This is a genomic window from Arthrobacter sp. 05T420 (assembly GCF_056396305.1).
In genome coordinates this window covers 100,998-120,591 of the sequence record NZ_JBFTLG010000014.1, presented here as the reverse complement: position 1 = coordinate 120,591, position 19,594 = coordinate 100,998, and the positions used below count along the sequence as shown (strand labels likewise).

Sequence of the window (19,594 nt, the reverse complement as noted above, 5' to 3'; positions counted from 1 at the left end):
CCGCCTACCTGCGGCCGCACCGCCTTCCGGCAAGACCCTCTGCCGGGCCACAGCAAGACCTAGTTAGGAACCGACAATGGCTGTTGGAGTCTTCGACCTCTTTTCCATCGGAATTGGGCCGTCCAGCTCGCACACCGTGGGGCCCATGCGGGCCGCGGCCGTCTTTGCCGAGGAACTTAAGTCCCTCGGCAAGCTGGCGGAGGTGGCGTCGCTGCGGGTGGACCTTTACGGCTCCCTGGCTGCCACGGGCCACGGGCACGGCACCATGACCGCCATCCTGCTCGGACTTGAGGGCTTCCACCCCGAGCAGATCCTGCCCGAGGAAGTGGAGGACCGGCTGGCCACGATCGCCGGGACCGGCACCCTGCAGCTGGCCGGATCAGTGGCCCTGCCGTACGGGGTGAAGGACATGGTCCTGCGGCCGCTGACCATCCTGCCCCGGCACACCAACGGCATGACGTTCACGGTCTCGGACGCCGCGGGCGAGACCCTGCACCAGGCCACGTTCTTCTCCGTCGGCGGCGGCTTCATTGTCCGCGAGGGTGAGGAGGACGCGGCCCTGAAGGAACTCGCGGAATCGAAGAAGGAACTTCCGCTGCCGTTCCGCACGGCCGCCGAACTCCTGGGCCGCTGCCAGTCCAAGGGCCTCTCGATCGGTGAGATCATGCTGGTCAACGAGCGCGCCTCCCGCACCGAGGCCGAGATCCGCGACGGGCTGCTGCACATCTACTCGGTGATGGAAGGCTGCGTCGAGGTCAGCCTCAAGCGCGAGGGCCTGCTCCCGGGCGGGCTCAAGGTCCGCCGCCGCGCCCCGGACTGGCATGAGCGGCTCATGAAGGAAACCCGCGGCCAGGACCCCGACTACCGGGATCCGAAGTACTGGCAGGAATGGGTCAACCTGATCGCACTGGCCGTCAACGAGGAAAACGCCTCGGGCGGGCGCGTGGTCACCGCGCCCACCAACGGCGCGGCGGGCATCATCCCGGCCGTGCTCTACTACGCGCTGCACTTCGCCCCCGGCATGGACAAGGCAACCCAGGCCGACCGCGACGACGTTGTGTTCAAGTTCCTGCTCACCGCCGGCGCGATCGGGGTGCTCTACAAGGAGCAGGCCTCGATTTCCGGTGCCGAGGTCGGCTGCCAGGGCGAGGTCGGCTCGGCGTCCTCGATGGCGGCCGCCGGCTTGGCCGAGGTCATGGGCGGCACCCCCCAACAGGTGGAGAACGCCGCGGAAATCGCGATGGAGCACAACCTGGGCCTGACGTGTGATCCGATCGGCGGGCTGGTCCAGGTCCCGTGCATCGAACGGAACGCGATCGCCGCGGCGAAGGCCATCAACGCCGCCAAGATGGCCCTCTGGGGCGACGGCACCCACCGGGTCTCCCTGGACGAGGTCATCGTCACCATGCGCGAAACCGGCAAGGACATGAGCTCCAAGTACAAGGAAACCGCGATGGGCGGCCTCGCCGTCAACGTCGTGGAGTGCTAGGGAGCTGATCGAGGCGGGTGGCGCTGAATGGCGCCATCAGTTGTGCAGCGCCGCCCACAGGTTCAGTGAGGATGCGAACACGATCCAGGACAGGTAGGGCAGCATCAGCAGTCCTGCCGTCCGGCTGATCGGACCAAAAAGCACCACCGTCACGGCCACGGCCACGGCCAATGCCACGATGATCCCGAACGCGATCCACAGCGCCGGCGTCCCGAGCACCGGGTAGAGGGCAAAGAAGACCGGAGTCCAGAGCAAGTTCAGCACCAGCTGCACGCCGTAGGCTGTCAGGGCCGTCTTGGACCGCGCGGCGCGGCTGCGCCAGACCAGCCACGCCGCGACTGCCATGGCGACGTACAGGACCGTCCAGACCGCCCCGAAGACCCAGTTTGGTGGCGACCAGGGTGCTGTGTCGGCCGTGGCGTACCAGCCGTTGACGTGGTTGGCCGTGGCCAGGCCGCCGAGGGCCGCAACCAGCGCCGACGCGCCGAGGAACAGGAGCAGCGCGACGACTTGGGAGCCGGCGCCGAAGCCGCTGCCGGCGCCCCGCGAGCGGCCGCCGGGTGCCCCGGGCCGGCCTTCCAGTGGTTGTTGCTGAGCCTGCATGAGACCAGCGTAACCGCCTTGCCGGGACCGGCGGCAGGGTGCGGACCGATAGACTTGGGGCTGCATGTCCGCATGCCGCCGAAGCTCGTACCGCAATGATTGGATACCGCACCCTTGCGTGAATTCACTGCCCGCTTTGCCTCTGCCGAGGAGATTGCCAGCTGGGATGCCCTCGTCACCGCGAACCCCAACGGCGGCAATCTCCTGCAATCCGAAGCGTTCGCCGAGGTCAAGCAGCACTTTGGCTGGAAGCCACTGCACCTGGTCTATGAGTCGGCCGATTACACGAGCTACAACCTGGTCCTCGAGAAGTCGTTTCCGCTTCTCGGCAAGCTCTGGTACCTGATCAAGGGACCCGACGTGGCGTCCGTCGATGACATCCCCGGGATCGCCGCGGCGAACGCGGACTTCGTCAAAAAGGCCAAGCTGGGCGTCTTTGCGATCAAGATCGAGCCGGACATCATTCTCTCGGACGAGGCCGTGCGGATCCTCGAAGGGGCGGGTCTGGTCAAGACCCACAACCTGCAGCCCAACGACTCCACGGCGCTGCTCGATATTGCGCCCGAGGAAAACCAGTTGCTGCGCAATCTCCACTCCCGGGGCCGAAATGCCGTGCGCCGCGCCATCCGCGAGGGCGTGGAGGTCCACAACGCGGAGCCCACGGAAGAGAACTTCCGGGCCATGTATGCCCTGATGACCACCACGGTGGAAGCCAAATCCCAGGTCCGGGTGCGCGAGTACGAGTACTACCGCCGGTTCTGGACCAACTTCCTCGCCCGTGACCAAGGCAGGCTGATGTTCGTGTACGAAAACGGCGTGCCCTCAGTTGGCGCGTTCGTGATCAACTACGGCCGCAAGGGAACGTACAAGGACGGCGGCTCCCTGCAGAAGCGCGGCCAGTACGGCGACTCGCACCTCGTGCAGTGGACTGCGATCAACCAGGTCAAGGAACTCGGCTGCACCGAATACGACTTCTGCGGCACCCCGCCAAGCGACAAGCTCAAGGACACATCCAACCCGTTCCATGGGCTGGGCCTTTTCAAAACCAGCTTCAGCAAGACCGTGACCGACTTCGTCGGCTGTTACGACCAGGTCCTTAGCCCGCTGAAATACAAAGCCTGGATGACGGCGGGGGAGCGCGTGGCACGCCAGCTCTACACCCGGCGCACGGGCCAACAGTTCTACTAACCCGAGACAAACACAATCAAGGACAGCCTTGGACAGTGAGGAGGCCGGAATGAACAACGGAATCGACGGCCACCGCAGGCCACCCACGGACGGCCTGCCCCGGACGCAGCCGATGTCGCCCGTGGAGGTGCGCCAGAACGCGGCCGCGAAGCGCATGTTGCGCAGGCTGGTCCAGGGCGAGAACCCGCCCACGGCGCCCATGAGCATCGTGGACCGGCTCGCCGGCAGCCCCTATGCGAACCCGATGATCCAGGTGGGCGGCGTCGACGCCTCGGCCCGCAAGACGATCGACTTCGCGCTGCATTTGGCGGAATCGATGTTCCGGTACGGCGCCGGAGCCCTGGAAGTCGAGACCAGCATCATCGCCATCACGGCCGCCCTGGGACTCAAGAACATCGAAGTGGACATCACCAACCAGTCGGTGGCCATCAACTATGCCCCCAAGGACCAGACGCCCATAACCTTGCTTCGTGTCGTGCGGTCCTGGACCAACAACTACGCGGGCTTGGCCAAGGTGCACCAGCTCGTCACGGACATCGTCTCCGGCGGCGTGGGACGCGAGGAGGCTGTGCGCCGGCTCGACGAAATCACCCACAGTTCCAAGCCATTCCCGCGCTGGATGGTCACTGTGGCATTCGGCGTGTTCTCGGCCGTCTTCGTCGGTGTTCTCGGCGGCGACCTCGGAGCCTCTGCCGTCGCCTTTGTCTCCAACCTCATGGTCAGCCTGCTGGCCAGGCAACTGGGGCGGTGGCGCACACCTGACTTCTTCGTCACAGCCTCGTGTTCCTTCCTGGTCACTTTCATCGCCCTGCTGTTATGGCGTTTCGGCGGCATGGTAGGAATCCAGATTCCGCCAGCCATCGTGGTGGTCGGCGGAATCCTGCTGCTACTGCCGACCGGCCGGCTCGTCTCCTCGGTGCAGGACGCGATCAACGGCTTCCCGGTCACGGCGGCCGGCCGTTTCGTCTCCACCATGCTAACCTTCGGTGCGCTCGTCGCCGGCATTGCCGTCGGCTTCGTTGTCGGAGACATGACCGGCATGAAGGCGATCAATGTCACCGAAACATTCCCCCCGGCATATCCGTGGTGGGCCGTGGTCATCATGATCGCCATCGCTGTGCTGATGATCGGCATAACGGAACAGACCAGCTGGACGCTGCTGCTGCCGACGGCGGCCGTGGGGGTGGTGGGCTATCTGGTCCTGATCGGCGGTGATGCTCTGGGCATCGGGTCCCGCTTCGCACCGGCCGTCGCGGCTGTGGTGATTGGCCTGCTGGCCCGCGTGGTGGCCCTCCGGATGGGCGCTCCCCAGCTGGTCGTGGCCGTCCCCGCAGCCCTGATCCTGCTCCCCGGGCTCACTATATTCCGGTCCATGTATGTATTGACCATCGAGGAATCGGAGATTCTCATGGGCGCCGGCGGGATGCTCAACGCCGGGGCGATCGTGCTCGGTGTCGCCGCCGGCATCGTGCTCGGTGACACCTTGGCGCGGCCGCTGACGCGGAGCCTGGCGAGCAACGAGCGGCGCAGGGCCCGTCGCCGCTAGGTAGTCCGGAGGGATCTAGCCGCTGGACCTGGTAACGCCAGATCTTGTGGCTGGATCTGGCGCTCTTAGATCTTGCGCCGTTAGATCTAACGTTTTAGATCTTGCGCCGTTAGATCTTGCCGATGGGGAGCTTTTTCTCCGCCTGGAAATCGTCCTCCATGCGGCCCCTGGCCCAGTAGCCCGAGAGGGAAACCTGCGCCCGCTCCAGCCCGCGCTGCACGTAAAAAACCTCCCGCAGGCCTTTCATGTAGCCCCGCTCGCCGTGGGCAAAGACCTGCACCCGCCCCTCAGGCCACTCGGCATCGCGCACGGCCGTGACCAGCAGTTCGCTCTCTCCGGCGGGGACGCCGCCGCGCAGGAGCCAGCGCAGTTCGACGCCGGCCGGTCCGGCGATGGGCTGGATGTCGGCGTCGCTGTCCACCTCGAGCAGGGCCAGGCCGCGGGCATCCTCCGGCAGGGATTCGATCGCGGCGCCGATGGCCGGCAGGGCGGACTCATCGCCGGCAAACAGGTACCAGTCCGCCGCCGGATCCGGGTTGTATCCGCCGCCCGGGCCAGTGAAGGTCAGGCGATCGCCGGGCTGGGCGGCGGCCGCCCAGGGGCCAGCGAGGCCCTCGTCGCCGTGGATCACGAAATCGATGGCCAGTTCCTGCGCCGCCGCGTCCACCCAGCGGACCGTGTAGGTCCGGGTGTGCGGCCATTGATCGCGCGGCATCGCTTCCCGGACGGCCCACAGGTCCAGCGGTTGCGGGTATTCGATACCGGGTTGCGGAAAGACGATCTTGACGTACCGGTCCACATAGTCATTGTTGACGTACCCGGCGAACCCTGGTCCGCCTGCGATGATCCGGACCATGTGCGGGGAAAGTTGTTCTCTGCGCAGGACCGTCAGGTCGGTCTGGGGACGCGAGTTCCGGGTGGCGGTGGTGGCGGCGGGGACGGAAGTCATGCAGCTAAGCCTAACCAAGAACCCTGGCCGGGAGCTCCGGATGGAAGCCTGTTACGGCAGCGGCGGCAGTTCCCAGTCGACCGTCCCGTTGCCCTGCTCCTGCAGCAGGGCGTTGGCTCGGCTAAAGGGCCGCGATCCGAAGAACCCGCGCGAGGCCGAGAGCGGGCTGGGGTGGGCGCTGGCGATCACGGCAGCGGAGCCCAGCAGCGGCCGCACGGATTCGGCATCCTTCCCCCACAGGATCACCACAAGGGGAGCGCGGCCAGCGCCGGAGGCGGACGGGCGGTCCGCGACTGCCCGGATGGCCGCCGCTGTGACAGCCTCCCAGCCCTTGTTCCGGTGCGAGCCAGCCGCGCCTGCCCGGACACTGAGCACCCTGTTCAGCAGCAGTACGCCCTGCTCCGACCAGCGGCTAAGGTCCCCGTGGACGCGCGGCGGGACGCCGAGATCGGCCTGAAGTTCCTTGTAGATGTTTGCCAGGCTGCGGGGGATCGGCCGGGTGGCGCCGTCCACGGCGAAGGACAGCCCTACGGCGTGCCCCGGCGTCGGATAGGGATCCTGCCCTACTACCAGCACCCGGACACCGGCGAGCGGCTGGCGGAAGGCCCGCAGCAGGTCTGGCGGCGACGGCAGCACACCATGCCCGGCGGCCATTTCGCCGGCGAGGAAGGTGAGCGCCTCCCGCAACTGTGCCTCGACCGGTGCCAGCGCTTCCGCCCAGTCCGGAGCGACCAGCTCGGTCAGCGGCCGGTGCGCCAGGTCCGCGAACCGGATGCCGTCTGCGGCTTCGGGTTCCAGCTCGAACAGCGCGTCGGAATTAGATTCGGAGGGAAGTTCGGAATTGGACACAGCCCCCATTCTTCCGCAACTGCCGTCCGCTCCGGCACCCCGCCAAATGACAACCCTGTTATTCGGCCGTAGCATGGGATTGACTTTTACCGGACTCTTACCGGAACCAGCAAGTTTTTTCGGAATCAACCAGGAGTGTGCCGTGGCCGAAACAGCGCAAGAGCACGTGCCCGCGGAGGATTCCGCCGGATTCCCCGCTGCCGGCGGGGACCTGGGTGGGGTGTCTGCGGAGTCTCCGCTCAGCGTCCGCGACCAGCAGATGCTGGCCCTGGAGCGGCAGTGGTGGAAGTACGCGGGGGCCAAGGAACAGGCCATCCGCGAGCTGTTCGATCTGTCCGCCACGCACTACTACCAGATCCTCAATGCCCTCATCGACACCGAGGACGCTCTGGCCCACGATCCCATGCTGGTCAAGAGATTGCGTAGACTACGTACATCACGCCAACGTGCCCGCACTGCCCGCCGTCTGGGAACAGATTCGTAAAGTAGCGTCACGAGCAGCCGGATACGCACGTCCTGTTGCGTCCGTTCCGGCCTCGGGCACCCCGTATGAAATCAGCAAGGACGTCGTTTCACCATGACCAAATACGCTCGGGATGAATTTGATCGGGTCCCGGAGACCTCTACCCGGCAGGGTGTCCACCGGGCCGTCGCCGGATCACGCCGGCGGAGCCTGGCGCCCATCTTGGCGGCCGGCTTTGTGGCCCTGGCCATTGGCCTGGTTGCCTTTCTGATCCTGCCGAAGCTTGGTTTCTCCGGAGGCCAGGCCGCGGCCGTGACAGCCGGTGACAGCGCGTCAGCATTTGCCAGCAGCAGCGCGTCCGCATCGAGCCCTGCTAGCCCCAGCCCCGCGCAGACGAGCCCGGAACCCGCCGGCGCAACGCCGTCGGCAACGCCTTCAGCGACGCCCAGCGCCACAGCCGCCGGTGTGGACAAGGCGCAGCCGGTGACGATCTACAACGGGACCACCACCGCTGGCCTCGCCACCCGCGTCGGCGGCACCGTCAGCTCTGCCGGCTGGACCGTCGGCCAGACAGGGAACTGGGGCGGTGTCCCGCAGCAGACGTCGGTGATTTTCTACAACGGCGTGGAGCAAAAGGGCAATGCCGAGGCGCTCGGAACGCTCCTGGGCATCGACACGCTCGTGGACTCCGCCGAGTTCAACTTGCCCCTCGTCGTTGTGCTGGGACCCGGCTTCCAGTAGTCATTTCCGGTTACGCCTCAATAACTATTCGACGGCGGACCTGCCCGCCGTCGGCGTTCCTGAGGGACGCTGTGGGTACAGTATCTGCGGATTTCTCTTCGCAGTCCGCGGCGCACATCGAGGTGGGCCGCACGCAAGCTAGCTGAAAGTGTGGACACCATGGCACTGGGAACCGTCAAATGGTTCAACGCCGAGAAGGGCTACGGCTTCATCACCGTGGACGGTTCCGAGAACGACGTCTTCGTGCACTGGTCCGCGATCGTCGGGGAAGGCTACCGCGCCCTGGACGAGGGCCAGCGGGTGGAGCTGGAAGTCGGCGAGGGCGAAAAGGGCCCGCAGGCTGAAAGTGTCCGGCCCGCCTAGTGGCACTTGCTTTCGTTAAGAACGCCCCGCGGGACGCGGCAGGTCGCCCAGGAAGAACTTTGCCGCTGCGCCGCGCCCTAGTGGCTGGCACACTCGCGGCCGTGTCCCTGACGGGCTGCCTGGGACCTGCAGGCAGCGCCCGCGTGGCCAGCGCCGACGCCAGCGGCGACGGCACCCTGCGCATAGGGCTGATCCTGGACAACACGGGGCGGCAGGCCTTCCTCAACGCCCCACAGTTGGCGGCCGCCAAACTCGCCGTCAAGGAGATCAACGCGGCCGGTGGCCACAAGGGCAAGCTTGTGGAGCTGCTACCGGAAACCATCAGCACGGACACGGCTGCCCAGGCGAAAGCGCTGGTCGCCAGCAAAGCCGACGTCGTCATCGGTCCGACCGATTCCAGCCGCGCCCCTGCCGCGATCGACGTGCTGGCCAACGCCAAGGTAGCCGTCATCTCGCCGGCCAACTCTGCCAGCGGGCTCAGCAACTACAAGAGCGGCGGCTACTATTTCCGCACCTCGGCGGCCGACATCGCACAGGCCTCCGTCCTCGCCAAGCTGGCCCAAGACGGCGGCGCCAAGACCCTGGCCGTGCTACACGAGGAAGGCGACTACGGCAAGGTCGTCGCCTCCGCCGTCGCCGGTGCGGCGAAACAGTCCGGGCTCGACGTCGTGGCGGACGCGGAGTTCACTCCCGGCCAGGCACAGCAGGCTGCCGCCACCGCCAAGGCCGCAAATCCCGACGCCGTCGTCCTGGTCTCACGCGACGGCGCGCAGGGTGCCATCGCCGAACTGAACAACGCCGGTCTGGCCGGGAAAAAACTTGTCCTCAGCGACGCGGCCGTCAGCCGGTACGGCTCCGGAGTGGGCACGCGGGCGCTGGAGGGCGCACGCGGGGTCCTGCCCGGCGTGTTCCCCTCCGCCAGCTTCCAGAAGGACCTTGTTGCCGTTGACCCCGGGCTGAAGGACATGGTGTTTGCCGCCGAGACGTACGACGCCGTCATCCTCGCCGCCGTCGCTGCCGCCGCGGCCGAAGACGACGCCGGAACCTCCATTGCGGCATCCCTCGTCGGGGTCTCCGGCGGAACGGCGGCAGCTGGCGGAAATGCCGCGGGCGCCGGTCAGCCCGCCGGCCAGCCGCCGAGTGAGTCGTGCACGAGCTACCAGGCCTGCGTGGACGTCCTCCATGCGGGCAAGCGCCCGGACTATGACGGCCAGTCCGGACGGATCAAGTTTGATTCCCACGGGGACATCACCGAAGCGAACTACATGGTCTACACCTACGGCGAGGACAACCTGCCCACAATGACCGGCACGGAGAGCGCCAGCAGCAGTGGCGGCTGATCGCTCCTAGCGTATTGTGCCCGCGTGGCGGGCGGTTTGGGCCGGGCACTGCTTGCACTCTCCCCGGGGGAGTGCTAATTATTGATTTAGCACTCCAGCGCACTGACTGCTAACACGACGCCCGGTTCGCCCGGCCGTGAAGTGGGGCAGCCGGTCCAGGAGCTAAAGGAACACCTTGCTGGGGTGAGATCCCGGACCCAGCGGCATACAGAGGCCGCGGGGTAGGGATCGTCCGTCGCGGGCACCACAGCGAAGGTTCATTCTTAACGACTGTCCCGAAAGGACTACTGCCGTTATGGCCAAGATCATTGCATTTGATGAAGAGGCACGCCGCGGTCTTGAGCGGGGCCTGAACATCCTCGCCGACGCCGTCAAGGTCACCCTCGGCCCGCGGGGACGCAACGTCGTCCTCGAAAAGAAGTGGGGCGCCCCCACGATCACCAACGATGGTGTTTCCATCGCCAAGGAGATCGAGCTGGACGACCCTTACGAGAAGATCGGCGCCGAGCTGGTCAAGGAAGTTGCCAAGAAGACGGATGACGTCGCAGGCGACGGCACCACCACGGCAACTGTGCTCGCACAGGCCCTGGTCAAGGAAGGCCTGCGCAACGTCGCGGCCGGCGCTGACCCGCTGTCCCTCAAGCGCGGCATCGAGAAGGCTGTTGACGCCGTGACGGTCGAGCTCCTGGCGTCCGCCAAGGAAATCGAGACCAAGGAAGAGATCGCCGCCACCGCGTCCATCTCCGCTGGCGACAACGAGATCGGCGCCCTGATCGCCGAAGCCCTCGACAAGGTCGGCAAGGAAGGCGTCATCACGGTCGAGGAGTCGAACACGTTCGGCCTCGAGCTGGAGCTGACCGAAGGCATGCGCTTCGACAAGGGCTACATCTCCGCCTACTTCGTCACCGACGCCGAGCGCCAGGAAACGGTCCTTGAGGATCCGTACATCCTGATCGTCAACTCCAAGATCTCCAACGTCAAGGAACTGGTTGCTGTCCTGGAAAAGGTCATGCAGTCTTCCAAGCCGCTGCTGATCATTGCCGAAGACATCGAGGGCGAGGCCCTGGCCACCCTGATCGTCAACAAGATCCGCGGCACCTTCAAGTCCGTCGCCGTCAAGGCCCCGGGCTTCGGCGACCGTCGCAAGGCGCAGCTGGCCGACATCGCCATCCTCACCGGTGGCCAGGTCATCTCCGAGGAAGTCGGCCTCAAGCTTGAGACCGCCGGACTCGAACTCCTTGGCAAGGCCCGCAAGGTTGTTGTCACCAAGGACGAGACCACGATCGTCGAAGGTGCCGGCGACGCCGACCAGATCGCCGGCCGCGTGTCCCAGATCCGCGCCGAGATCGAGAACTCGGATTCCGACTACGACCGCGAGAAGCTGCAGGAGCGCCTGGCCAAGCTGGCCGGCGGCGTTGCAGTCATCAAGGCCGGTGCCGCAACCGAGGTCGAGCTCAAGGAACGCAAGCACCGCATTGAGGACGCTGTCCGCAACGCCAAGGCTGCTGTCGAAGAGGGCATCGTCGCCGGCGGTGGCGTTGCCCTGATCCAGGCCGGCGCCAAGGCGTTCGCGAACCTGCAGCTCTCCGGTGACGAGGCAACGGGCGCGAACATCGTCCGCGTTGCCATCGACGCGCCGCTGAAGCAGATCGCCTTCAACGCCGGCCTCGAGCCCGGCGTCGTGGTGGACAAGGTCCGCGGCCTGCCCGCAGGCCACGGCCTCAACGCAGCCACCGGCGAGTACGTCGACCTGCTGGCCGCTGGCATCAACGACCCGGTCAAGGTAACCCGCTCTGCCCTTCAGAACGCGGCTTCCATCGCCGGCCTGTTCCTCACCACCGAGGCCGTTGTAGCCGACAAGCCCGAGAAGGCTGGCGCCCAGATGGGCGGCGGCGACGACATGGGCGGCATGGGCGGCATGGGCGGTTTCTAACCACCCGCGCTAGCCTCCACCGGCTGTTCGACGACGGCGGTCCCACCTTCGGGTGGGGCCGCTGTTGGCTTTAATGCAGCCCCGGCCAGCAACCTTCCGCCGTTGTTGCGGTGGGTGTCGGCAGGGTCTGGCAGGATAGGTCAGTGACGATTACAGCAGCGGCCGACGGTTCGGCCTTAGGAAATCCCGGCCCGGCCGGCTGGGCCTGGTACGTGAACGACGACTGCTGGCGGGCCGGCGGGTGGCCCCACGGTACGAACAACCAGGGCGAACTGATGGCGGTGCTTGACCTGTTCCGGGCCACGGCACACATGCCCGGGGAAGACCTGCTGATCCTCTGTGACAGCCAGTACGTCATCAATGCGGTGACCAAGTGGATGCCGGGCTGGAAGCGCAAGGGCTGGCGCAAGGCCGACGGCAAGCCGGTTCTGAACGTGGACCTCCTCAAGGACATCGACCAGGCGCTCGTGGGCCGCAAGTACACCTTCGAGTGGGTGCGGGGCCATGCCGGGCACGAGCTCAACGAAGCGGCCGACGTCCGTGCCCGGGCAGCGGCCACGGCGTACCAGCAGGGCGTGGCGGTCCGGCAGGGTCCCGGGTTCGGGACGCCCGAGGGCCAGCCGCCGGAGGGCAAGGCACAGCAGGACCAGACCCGGCAGGGCGAGACGACGCCGGCCGGCCAGGCTGGTTCCGCGATGCCGCAGGCCACCCAGCAGACGGCCCCAAGGACAGCCCCAGCGCAGGCCGCAACCCGCGCGCAGTCGGCCCCGGCGCCTTCCGGCCAGCAGGAACTCTTTGGCGCACCAGGGAGCTACGACGAACCGGACCTCTTCAGCGAACTCGAAGAGGAACCGGCCGTGACCCTGGCGGAGACCAGCCCCGAAGCCGTCGTCGAGTCCCTCGAGCGCGAACTGCTCCGCCCGGAAACCCGGGCGGACCTGGGCCGCACAGGCGTCCTGCTCCATCCGGACTTCACCGAGATCGGCAGCTCCGGCCGGCTCTGGACTCGCGACGCCATGATGATGTCCCTTGAGGACAACCCGGGCGGGCCCGTGGAGCTCGAGCTGCTGGGCGCGGACCGGCTGGGCGAGAAGACCATGCTCCTGACCTACCGCAGCCACACCCGCGAGGGATCAGCCCTACGGAGCTCCCTGTGGGTCCTTGAAGGCGCGCAATGGCGGCTGCGCTTCCACCAGGGCACACCCGAAGCCTGACGCCCCGAGAGGCTCACGTGAAGCGCTGCGCATTGCCCAGTTCCGCCTGCGCATAGGTGGCGGCGGCGGAATTCAGCGCGAGGTTTATGGACGCCAGGGAAGCCTCGACCCTGCCCTGGGTCAGCGTCCACTCGGCCACCAGGGTTTGGAAATTTGTCGCCGCGGAGCCGCGCCAGCTGCCCTGGAGTTCGTCCAGCCCTCGTTTCATGGCCTGTACGTCGGCGCTGATCCGCTCCACCGTGGCCTGCACGTTGGCGGACTTGAGCTGCAGGAGCTCCGTATCGACGGAGATGATGCTCATGGGATTGCCTCTCGAAATGGTCGGGAGGCAGCCGCAGGCCCGGCGGAGCACGGTGAACGTCAGCAGTGGGGTCTGTGATGTGAGTCTGCAGTGAAGGCGTGTGGGGGAGCGGCTGCCTCGTCCGGAATTTCCGGACACCTCGAGCGTATGCGGGCAGTGCACCGGCCGGACACCGCCGCCGGCCCCTATGTGGACAAACCTGCTGCGGACAGTTCCGTGGCGTCTTCGTCCAGGAACGGGATGCTGACCACCAGTGTGGCACCGCCCCCGTCAGTCTCCCCGACCTGCACGGACCCGGAATGCGAGCCGACGATGGCGGCCACGATCGCCAGGCCAAGTCCGCTGCCGCCGGTCTCCCTGGTCCGGGACGTGTCCGCCCGGTAGAAGCGCTCAAAAATGCGGGCCGCCTCGTCCTCCGGGACACCCGGTCCGTGGTCTCGTACCTCGATCACGGACTGCCGTGCTCCGTCCGGTGCAGTCCGGGTCCCGACGCCAATTTCGATCGGCGTGCCTTCCGGCGTGTACCGCAGGGCATTGCCGACCAGGTTGCTGACCACCTGGCGCAGCTTGGCTTCGTCCCCCAGTACCGGGGCGGGGGCGGGGGCCGCGCCGTCGAGCCCGGTGAGGGTGATGGTGCGGCTGCGGTCGCTCGCCTGGGTGTCCACCACGGCGTCGTTGGCCAGCAGCAGCAGATCTGCGGGTTTCTGCTGCAGCGGGCGCTGCTCATCGATCCTGGCCAGAAGGAGCAGGTCTTCCACCATGGCCCCCATGCGCTTGGCTTCGCTTTCGATCCGCCCCATCGCCGTGGCCACGTCCTCCGGGGTGGACAGCGCCCCGTGCCGGTACAGCTCGGAGAACCCGCGAATGGTCACCAGCGGGGTGCGCAGCTCGTGCGAAGCGTCGGCGGCGAAGCGACGCATCCGTTCCTCGGACGCCATCCGCGCGGCGAACGCTGTCTCAATGTGCGCGAGCATGGCATTGAGCGAACTGCCCAGCCTCCCCACCTCGGTGTTGGGGTTTTCGATTTCCACGCGTCTGGAGAGGTCTCCGGCGGCGATCGCGGCGGCCGTCTTCTCCACCCGGGCCAGCGGCCGGAAAGAGCGCGAGACGGTCCACGTGGCGATGAAGAAAGCCAGCACAAGCGTCAGCAGACCCACCCCCACCACCACCAGGGCCGCATGTTCCATGACGGAATCGACGGGATCCAGGGGCAGCCCGATGACCACCACCGCGCTGCGCTGGTTGTTGTCCACGACGCTCAGGGCTACCACCCTCCAGTTGCCGCCCTCGGTCCCGCGGACCTGGAAGGGTATCTGCTGGCGTTCCCGGGCCTCGACCGCGGAAAAAGTGCTGATGGCGGGGTGGGAGTCCTTGTCGCCGCCAAACGGGATTGCTGGGAGGCCCGGGCTGAGGAGCATCAGTGAGTAGTCGGTGGGAATGGTGGAGCTGGCCTCCTGCAGCTGGGTGAAGGACTTCTCCAGCCGCACGGAGTCGACGGCGGCCCGGAGTTTGTCATCCACCTGTCCCTGCAGGAAGCTGTGGAGCAGCGTCAGCGTGCCCGCCCCAGTGGCCGTGAGGGCCACCAGCATCAGCGCCATCATGATGGCCACGAGCTGCGACCGCAGCGAGGCCGATTTCCAGCGGTGCAGCAAGGTCAGCGCTTCTCGGCGGTCCGCAGAACGTAGCCGACGCCGCGCTTGGTTTGGATTAGTGCCGGGGCATCGGGATCGATATCCACCTTGCGGCGCAGGTAGGAGATGTAGGACTCCACGATCGAGGCATCGCCGTTGAAGTCGTACTCCCACACATGGTCGAGGATCTGGGCCTTGGACAGGACCCGGTTCGGGTTGAGCATGAGGTAGCGCAGGAGCTTGAACTCGGTGGGGGACAGCTCGATCACGGTGCCGCCGCGGCGGACCTCGTGGGCGTCGTCGTCGAGCTGGAGGTCATCGACCCGGATCACGGCGTCGTCGTCGACCTGGGGCTGCGTGCGCCGGAGCACCGCGCGGATGCGGGCCACCACCTCGTCGAGGCTGAAGGGTTTGGTGACGTAATCGTCCCCGCCCACGGTCAGGCCCGTGACCTTGTCCTCGGTGTCGTCCTTGGCTGTGAGGAACAGGACCGGGAAGTGTTTGCCGGCGGCGCGCAGGCGGCGGGTGACGGTGAAGCCGTCCATGTCCGGCAGCATGACGTCAAGAACTGCCAGATCGGGGGCGTGCAGCTCCGCGGCGGCAAGGGCCTCGCGCCCGCTGCCAGCCGAGACAACTTCAAAACCGGCGAAGCGCAGGGACGTTGATAGCAGCTCGCGGATGTTCGGTTCATCATCGACGACGAGCAGCTTGGCTTCGGGTCCGTTCTTTTTCATGTTCCCATGATGCTCCCAGACTCTGGGAGTTTTCTGAACGGCGGATGGGTGTTGCATGGGTCGTGCCTGTTGCGGCACGCCCAGGCGCCACCCGGGGCCCGGGCCTTCTGACTAGCCGGCGGTGCCGACGTCCTTGGCGTCCATGATCCTGTAGGCATAGCCCTGCTCGGCGAGGAAACGCTGCCGCTTCGCGGCGAAGTCCTGATCGAGGGTGTCGCGGGCCACCAGCGAGTAGAACCGCGCGGATCGGCCGTCTTTCTTCGGACGCAGCAGCCGGCCTAGGCGCTGGGCCTCCTCCTGGCGGGAACCGAACGAACCGGAGACCTGGATCGCCACCGACGCCTCGGGCAGGTCAATGGAGAAGTTGGCCACCTTGGACACCACCAGGGTCTGCACCTCGCCGGCGCGGAAGGCATCGAAGAGCCGCTGGCGTTCCTTGACCGACGTGTCGCCCTTGATGACCGGCGCGTTGAGGCGCTCGCCGATCTCGTCGAGCTGGTCGATGTACTGCCCGATCACCAGGAGCTGCTCGCCGGCGTGTTCGGCGACAAGTTCTTCCACCACCCGGGTCTTGGTCTCGGAGGTGGCGCACAGGCGGTATTTGTCGGCGTCCTCTGCCATGGCATAGGCCACCCGTTCGTCGCGGGGCAGGTCCACCCGGACCTCCACGCAATCGGCGGGGGCGATATAGCCCTGGTTCTCGATGTCCTTCCACGGCGCGTCGTAGCGCTTCGGGCCGATCAGGCTGAAGACCTCGCCCTCCCGCCCGTCCTCCCGCACCAACGTGGCGGTGAGCCCGAGCCGGCGCCGGGCCTGCAGGTCCGCCGTCATCCGGAAGATAGGCGCCGGCAGCAGGTGGACCTCGTCGTAGATGATCAGGCCCCAGTCGTTGCCGTCCACGAGCTCCAGGTGCGGGTACAGGCCGCCGCGCTTCGTGGTCAGGACCTGGTAGGTGGCGATCGTGACTGGACGGACTTCCTTGACGGAGCCGGAGTACTCGCCGATCTCCTCCTCGGTCAGCGACGTGCGCTTGATGAGTTCGTCCTTCCACTGCCGCGCGGCGACGGTGTTGGTCACCAGGATCAGCGTGGTGGTGGAGCTAGTCGCCATGGCGGCAGCCCCGACCAGCGTCTTGCCGGCGCCGCAGGGCAGGACGACGACGCCGCTGCCGCCGGCCCAGAAGTTCTCCGCTGCCAGTTGCTGGTAGGGCCGCAGCTTCCAGCCCGATTCGTTGAGCATGATGGGGTGCGGCGTGCCGTCCACGTAGCCGGCCAGGTCTTCAGCCGGCCAGCCAATCTTGAGCAGCAGCTGCTTGAGCTGGCCGCGCTGGGAAGAATGCACCACCACCGTCTCGCCGTCGATCCGCGGCCCGAGCAACGGGGCGATCTTCTTGGCGCGGCTGACTTCTTCCAGCACCGGGTAGTCGGACGTGCGCATGACCAGGCCGTGCTGCGGGTCCTTTTCCAGCCGGAGCCGGCCGTACCGGGACATGGTTTCTTCGACGTCGATCAGCAGGGAATGCGGCACCGGGAACCGGGAGTACGTGAGCAGGGTGTCCAGCACCTTTTCGGCGTCCAGCCCCGCCGCCCGGGCGTTCCACAGCCCCAGCGGCGTCAACCGGTAGCTGTGTACATGCTCCGGCGCACGTTCCAGCTCGGCGAAGGCCGCGATGGCGTGCCGGGCCTCGGTTGCGAGTTCGTGGTCGACCTCCAGCAGGATGGTCTTGTCACTCTGGACGATCAGGGGCCCGTCATTCACTGAAACAATTCCTCTGTAGCTTCTACGTCGATAATCCGGTGGATGGACAGGACCCGCTCGATCTCCTTCTCCGGATCGAACACCCGCACCCGCCCGCCGTTCACAGCTACCGGAACAACCGTCTCGCGGCTGGCATTCCCCATGCTGTCCACGACATTCATGACCACCCGCTGCCTGAGGCGGATCGCCTTCAGGAGCGTTTCCAGTCCCAGCTGCGTCGCTTCCTCGCTGCCGGGGGCAGCCGCCGGCGAGTGAGCCCCGGGACCACGCGCCCGGGACCCGTCACCGCGCAACACGGCCAGTTGGGCGTCGATGTCGGCCTCCGGCGGAGCGGTCCGCGGGGCCGTGTAGACCGGCCGGCCGCTGCCGGCGCCCGAGGTGCTGCGGCGCAGCCCGACGACGGCGGATACTGCTTCCTCCAGGACGGGGGCGAGGCCCAGGCCCCTGAGGATCTGGGCGGTTTCCCGGGGTGCGGCGTGTGAGACCACCACGGTGGGCGCGATACGCACCAGCCCGAGGCCGGCGGCGGCCGGGGCATTGAGCAGTTCGAGCAGGGCAGTCTCGTCCTCGCATTGGATAAAACTGGCCGCCGCCCCCACGCGGAGCCGGGAGTGCCGCGCGGCGGTGTCTTCGATGAGGTACTGGAGTGGCTGCGGGACGGCGGTGGCCGAATGCTGGCGCAGGAAGCCCAGGATCGCCGCGGCATCCTGGCCGGCGTCGAGGGCCCGGCGGACGGAGGGGACGGAGAAACGGTAGATGGTGGCCGGTCCCTGCCCCTCGGCCGTGGCCATAGTCAGGAGCCGTTCGCTCAGTTCGGGGTCGAGGTAGCCCGGCGCCACCGCCGTCAGATCCGCCTGTAGCAACACGTGCTGCAGCGCTGCCGGCAAGTGCTCACCCAGGATCCCCAACGCCTCATCCGGCTGTTCGGCGGCGATCGCGGCCCCCAGCTGGCTGAGGGCGCCGGAACCGATCAGGCCCAGCATCTCGGCTTCTGTGAGGATGCCGCGGATCAGCGAGCTGAAACGCCGGGCCATCCGGGGCTGCGTCCACTCGGCCCGCTCCAGCACAGCGGCGGCATTGAGGACCGGGGCCTGCCCGTCGGGTGCCGCGGCTTCGAGGGTAAGTTCATGCAGGATTTCCAGGACCCGTTTGCGGACCACCGGCGCGTCAGGCCGCTGCGCCTCGGCAGAGAGCGCATTGATGGTGGTCCCGGCCGCGCCCCGGTGGCCTGCCATGCCCTGGACAGCAGCATTCACGGGCTGGCCCACGAGGGAGGGCGCGCGCTCGCTGGCCAGCCAGGCATTGACCAGCCACAGCCATTGTTCCTGCCGCGGCAACGCCAGCCACTCCAGCTGCGGCGGCTGCACCCATGCAGAACTGTCGACGTCCAGCCGCAGCAGGCCGCCCATGGCGCAGAACTCCGCCAGAAGGCCGGCCTCGTGCACGTCGATCCGGAGCGAGTCTGCCAGCCGCTTCATCTCCCGGACCCCGACGCCCCCGCTGCGCAGCGTCGCCAGGGGCTGTTCGCGCACGGCATAGAGCACTTCGCCCACCAGCCGCAGAGTCTCGGCAATAGCTCCCAACGCGGCGTTCCGGCGCAGCCCTGCGCTCGTGTGGCCAAGGTGGGGGAGAGGCGGCGCCAGGGAAAAACTCTCGACGACGAACCCGCCGCGCAGCGAGACTCCGACGCTATGGGGAAGTTCGACGTGCGCGGCGTCCAGCGGCACCAGCAGCCCCCGGGCCAGCAGCCAGTCCACAGGGCCGACGTCGGAGCTTTCGTGGAGCACGGACGCCCGGCGCTGTGCCTGCGGAACGGCGCCCATGGCCCAGTTTCCGAACCTGGCCAGCAAGGCGCCCGTCCGATCCGGCGCGGTGGTCAGGATTTGCTGCAGCGATTCCGGTGTTGCCGTCCAGTGCTGCAGGGACAGGGCCGCCTCCATCGGCGTCGTAGCGGGGGAGATGGACGCCCCGCCGCGGTGCAGTTCCCCCACCAGCTGCACCACGCGCTGCGCAAATGCCGGCTGGAGCCGCACGAGTTCGGTGTAGCTGCGCCCCAGCCCCGCAGGGTAGATGCCGATCACATCCTTGAGGCTGCCCACCGGAAGGTAGTGGCGCTGCCTGGCGGCGGCGGGAGCGGCACCGTGCGGCGGGTCGGCGCGGTGGACCAGGGCCAGTTCCTGCAGGGAATGGAGCAGGCGGTCGATGGCGGCAGCGGAGGAGCCGCAAATCAGTTTCTTCAGCATCGCCGCGGAGGCGCTGTGCCCGGTATCGGAGTTGGTGCACAGGTGCAGGGTTTCCAGGACCTGCATCTGCGGGCGGTTGAGCCGCTCGAGCGCCCGCTGGACGCTGACTCGTCCGCTGGCGCGGGCTGCGAGGGCGGCGAAGTCCGGGACGCCGGGAGAAATCAGGTCCGGCCGCGCGGAAAACAGGGCCCGCAACGATTCGTCGCTTCGTGCCTGAAGTTCCTTGCTCAGCGCGCGGATGAGGGACAT

At 67.2% G+C, this 19,594-nt stretch carries 17 protein-coding genes; 9 read left to right on the top strand and 8 right to left on the bottom strand.

What is annotated here, in order from left to right; translation table 11 throughout:
* Positions 1-76: 76 nt before the first annotated feature.
* Positions 77-1,489, top strand: a complete 1,413-nt coding sequence (locus AC1DEM_RS14655; protein WP_476885042.1) for an L-serine ammonia-lyase — start codon at positions 77-79, stop codon at positions 1,487-1,489.
* Between the two features lie 36 nt (positions 1,490-1,525).
* Here AC1DEM_RS14655 and AC1DEM_RS14650 read toward each other — a convergent pair whose 3' ends face one another.
* Positions 1,526-2,092: a TspO/MBR family protein gene (locus tag AC1DEM_RS14650; RefSeq protein WP_476885041.1), complete on the bottom strand. Its 567-nt coding sequence runs from the start codon at positions 2,090-2,092 to the stop codon at positions 1,526-1,528.
* 114 nt (positions 2,093-2,206) lie between these two features.
* Between AC1DEM_RS14650 and AC1DEM_RS14645 the strand changes: the two genes are divergently transcribed.
* Together AC1DEM_RS14645 and AC1DEM_RS14640 are read left to right on the top strand one after the other, a co-directional pair.
* Positions 2,207-3,280, top strand: a complete 1,074-nt coding sequence (locus AC1DEM_RS14645; RefSeq protein WP_476885040.1) for a lipid II:glycine glycyltransferase FemX — start codon at positions 2,207-2,209, stop codon at positions 3,278-3,280.
* A 49-nt stretch (positions 3,281-3,329) separates the two neighbouring features.
* Positions 3,330-4,826: a threonine/serine exporter family protein gene (locus AC1DEM_RS14640; RefSeq protein ID WP_476885039.1), complete on the top strand. Its 1,497-nt coding sequence runs from the start codon at positions 3,330-3,332 to the stop codon at positions 4,824-4,826.
* A 109-nt stretch (positions 4,827-4,935) separates the two neighbouring features.
* Here the strand turns inward: AC1DEM_RS14640 and AC1DEM_RS14635 are convergent, their stop codons facing one another.
* Positions 4,936-5,775 carry a siderophore-interacting protein gene (locus AC1DEM_RS14635; protein ID WP_476885038.1) on the bottom strand — a complete coding sequence of 280 codons (840 nt, stop codon included), beginning with the start codon at positions 5,773-5,775 and terminating at the stop codon, positions 4,936-4,938.
* A 51-nt stretch (positions 5,776-5,826) separates the two neighbouring features.
* Positions 5,827-6,633, bottom strand: a complete 807-nt coding sequence (locus AC1DEM_RS14630; RefSeq protein ID WP_476885037.1) for a uracil-DNA glycosylase — start codon at positions 6,631-6,633, stop codon at positions 5,827-5,829.
* Between the two features lie 133 nt (positions 6,634-6,766).
* Here AC1DEM_RS14630 and AC1DEM_RS14625 point away from each other — a divergent pair, with 133 nt between their 5' ends.
* From AC1DEM_RS14625 to AC1DEM_RS14600, 6 genes are all read left to right on the top strand, one after another.
* Positions 6,767-7,108, top strand: coding sequence for a DUF3263 domain-containing protein (locus tag AC1DEM_RS14625; protein WP_476885036.1), 342 nt, complete (start codon positions 6,767-6,769; stop codon positions 7,106-7,108).
* A 93-nt stretch (positions 7,109-7,201) separates the two neighbouring features.
* A complete protein-coding gene (locus AC1DEM_RS14620) occupies positions 7,202-7,828 on the top strand; it encodes a LytR C-terminal domain-containing protein (RefSeq protein WP_476885035.1) in 627 nt (208 codons plus the stop codon).
* Between the two features lie 159 nt (positions 7,829-7,987).
* On the top strand, positions 7,988-8,191 hold the full coding sequence (locus AC1DEM_RS14615; protein ID WP_026266832.1) for a cold-shock protein: 204 nt from the start codon (positions 7,988-7,990) through the stop codon (positions 8,189-8,191).
* Positions 8,192-8,292: 101 nt separating this feature from the next.
* Complete coding sequence (locus AC1DEM_RS14610) at positions 8,293-9,531, top strand: ABC transporter substrate-binding protein (protein ID WP_476885034.1); 1,239 nt, start codon at positions 8,293-8,295, stop codon at positions 9,529-9,531.
* Between the two features lie 295 nt (positions 9,532-9,826).
* Positions 9,827-11,464: a chaperonin GroEL gene (groL, locus tag AC1DEM_RS14605; protein ID WP_229993821.1), complete on the top strand. Its 1,638-nt coding sequence runs from the start codon at positions 9,827-9,829 to the stop codon at positions 11,462-11,464.
* A 143-nt stretch (positions 11,465-11,607) separates the two neighbouring features.
* On the top strand, positions 11,608-12,678 hold the full coding sequence (locus tag AC1DEM_RS14600; RefSeq protein WP_476885033.1) for an RNase H family protein: 1,071 nt from the start codon (positions 11,608-11,610) through the stop codon (positions 12,676-12,678).
* A gap of 13 nt (positions 12,679-12,691) precedes the next feature.
* On the opposite strand, the gene AC1DEM_RS14595 is transcribed toward AC1DEM_RS14600, so the two are convergent.
* The 5 genes from AC1DEM_RS14595 to AC1DEM_RS14575 form a co-directional block, all read right to left on the bottom strand.
* Positions 12,692-12,979 (bottom strand): WXG100 family type VII secretion target, encoded by a 288-nt coding sequence (locus tag AC1DEM_RS14595; protein ID WP_476885032.1) that lies wholly within the window; start codon positions 12,977-12,979, stop codon positions 12,692-12,694.
* 185 nt (positions 12,980-13,164) lie between these two features.
* Positions 13,165-14,631 carry a sensor histidine kinase gene (locus AC1DEM_RS14590; RefSeq protein WP_476885031.1) on the bottom strand — a complete coding sequence of 489 codons (1,467 nt, stop codon included), beginning with the start codon at positions 14,629-14,631 and terminating at the stop codon, positions 13,165-13,167.
* Positions 14,632-14,633: 2 nt separating this feature from the next.
* A complete protein-coding gene (locus AC1DEM_RS14585; protein WP_229993817.1) occupies positions 14,634-15,344 on the bottom strand; it encodes a response regulator transcription factor in 711 nt (236 codons plus the stop codon).
* Between the two features lie 111 nt (positions 15,345-15,455).
* A complete protein-coding gene (locus AC1DEM_RS14580) occupies positions 15,456-17,102 on the bottom strand; it encodes a DNA repair helicase XPB (protein WP_476885030.1) in 1,647 nt (548 codons plus the stop codon).
* Positions 17,099-19,594: a helicase-associated domain-containing protein gene (locus AC1DEM_RS14575; protein ID WP_476885029.1), complete on the bottom strand. Its 2,496-nt coding sequence runs from the start codon at positions 19,592-19,594 to the stop codon at positions 17,099-17,101. Before AC1DEM_RS14575 ends, AC1DEM_RS14580 begins: the two co-directional genes overlap by 4 nt.

Excerpts from the sequence above, each read along its gene's own strand:
- AC1DEM_RS14640 (WP_476885039.1), top strand. The coding sequence starts at position 3,330 with ATGAACAACGGAATCGACGGCCACCGCAGGCCACCCACGGACGGCCTG.
- AC1DEM_RS14630 (WP_476885037.1), bottom strand. The coding sequence starts at position 6,633 with ATGGGGGCTGTGTCCAATTCCGAACTTCCCTCCGAATCTAATTCCGAC.
- AC1DEM_RS14650 (WP_476885041.1), bottom strand. The coding sequence starts at position 2,092 with ATGCAGGCTCAGCAACAACCACTGGAAGGCCGGCCCGGGGCACCCGGC.
- AC1DEM_RS14575 (WP_476885029.1), bottom strand. The coding sequence starts at position 19,594 with ATGTCCCTCATCCGCGCGCTGAGCAAGGAACTTCAGGCACGAAGCGAC.
- AC1DEM_RS14585 (WP_229993817.1), bottom strand. The coding sequence starts at position 15,344 with ATGAAAAAGAACGGACCCGAAGCCAAGCTGCTCGTCGTCGATGATGAA.
- AC1DEM_RS14655 (WP_476885042.1), top strand. The coding sequence starts at position 77 with ATGGCTGTTGGAGTCTTCGACCTCTTTTCCATCGGAATTGGGCCGTCC.
- AC1DEM_RS14635 (WP_476885038.1), bottom strand. The coding sequence starts at position 5,775 with ATGACTTCCGTCCCCGCCGCCACCACCGCCACCCGGAACTCGCGTCCC.
- AC1DEM_RS14620 (WP_476885035.1), top strand. The coding sequence starts at position 7,202 with ATGACCAAATACGCTCGGGATGAATTTGATCGGGTCCCGGAGACCTCT.
- AC1DEM_RS14615 (WP_026266832.1), top strand. The coding sequence starts at position 7,988 with ATGGCACTGGGAACCGTCAAATGGTTCAACGCCGAGAAGGGCTACGGC.
- groL (WP_229993821.1), top strand. The coding sequence starts at position 9,827 with ATGGCCAAGATCATTGCATTTGATGAAGAGGCACGCCGCGGTCTTGAG.
- AC1DEM_RS14595 (WP_476885032.1), bottom strand. The coding sequence starts at position 12,979 with ATGAGCATCATCTCCGTCGATACGGAGCTCCTGCAGCTCAAGTCCGCC.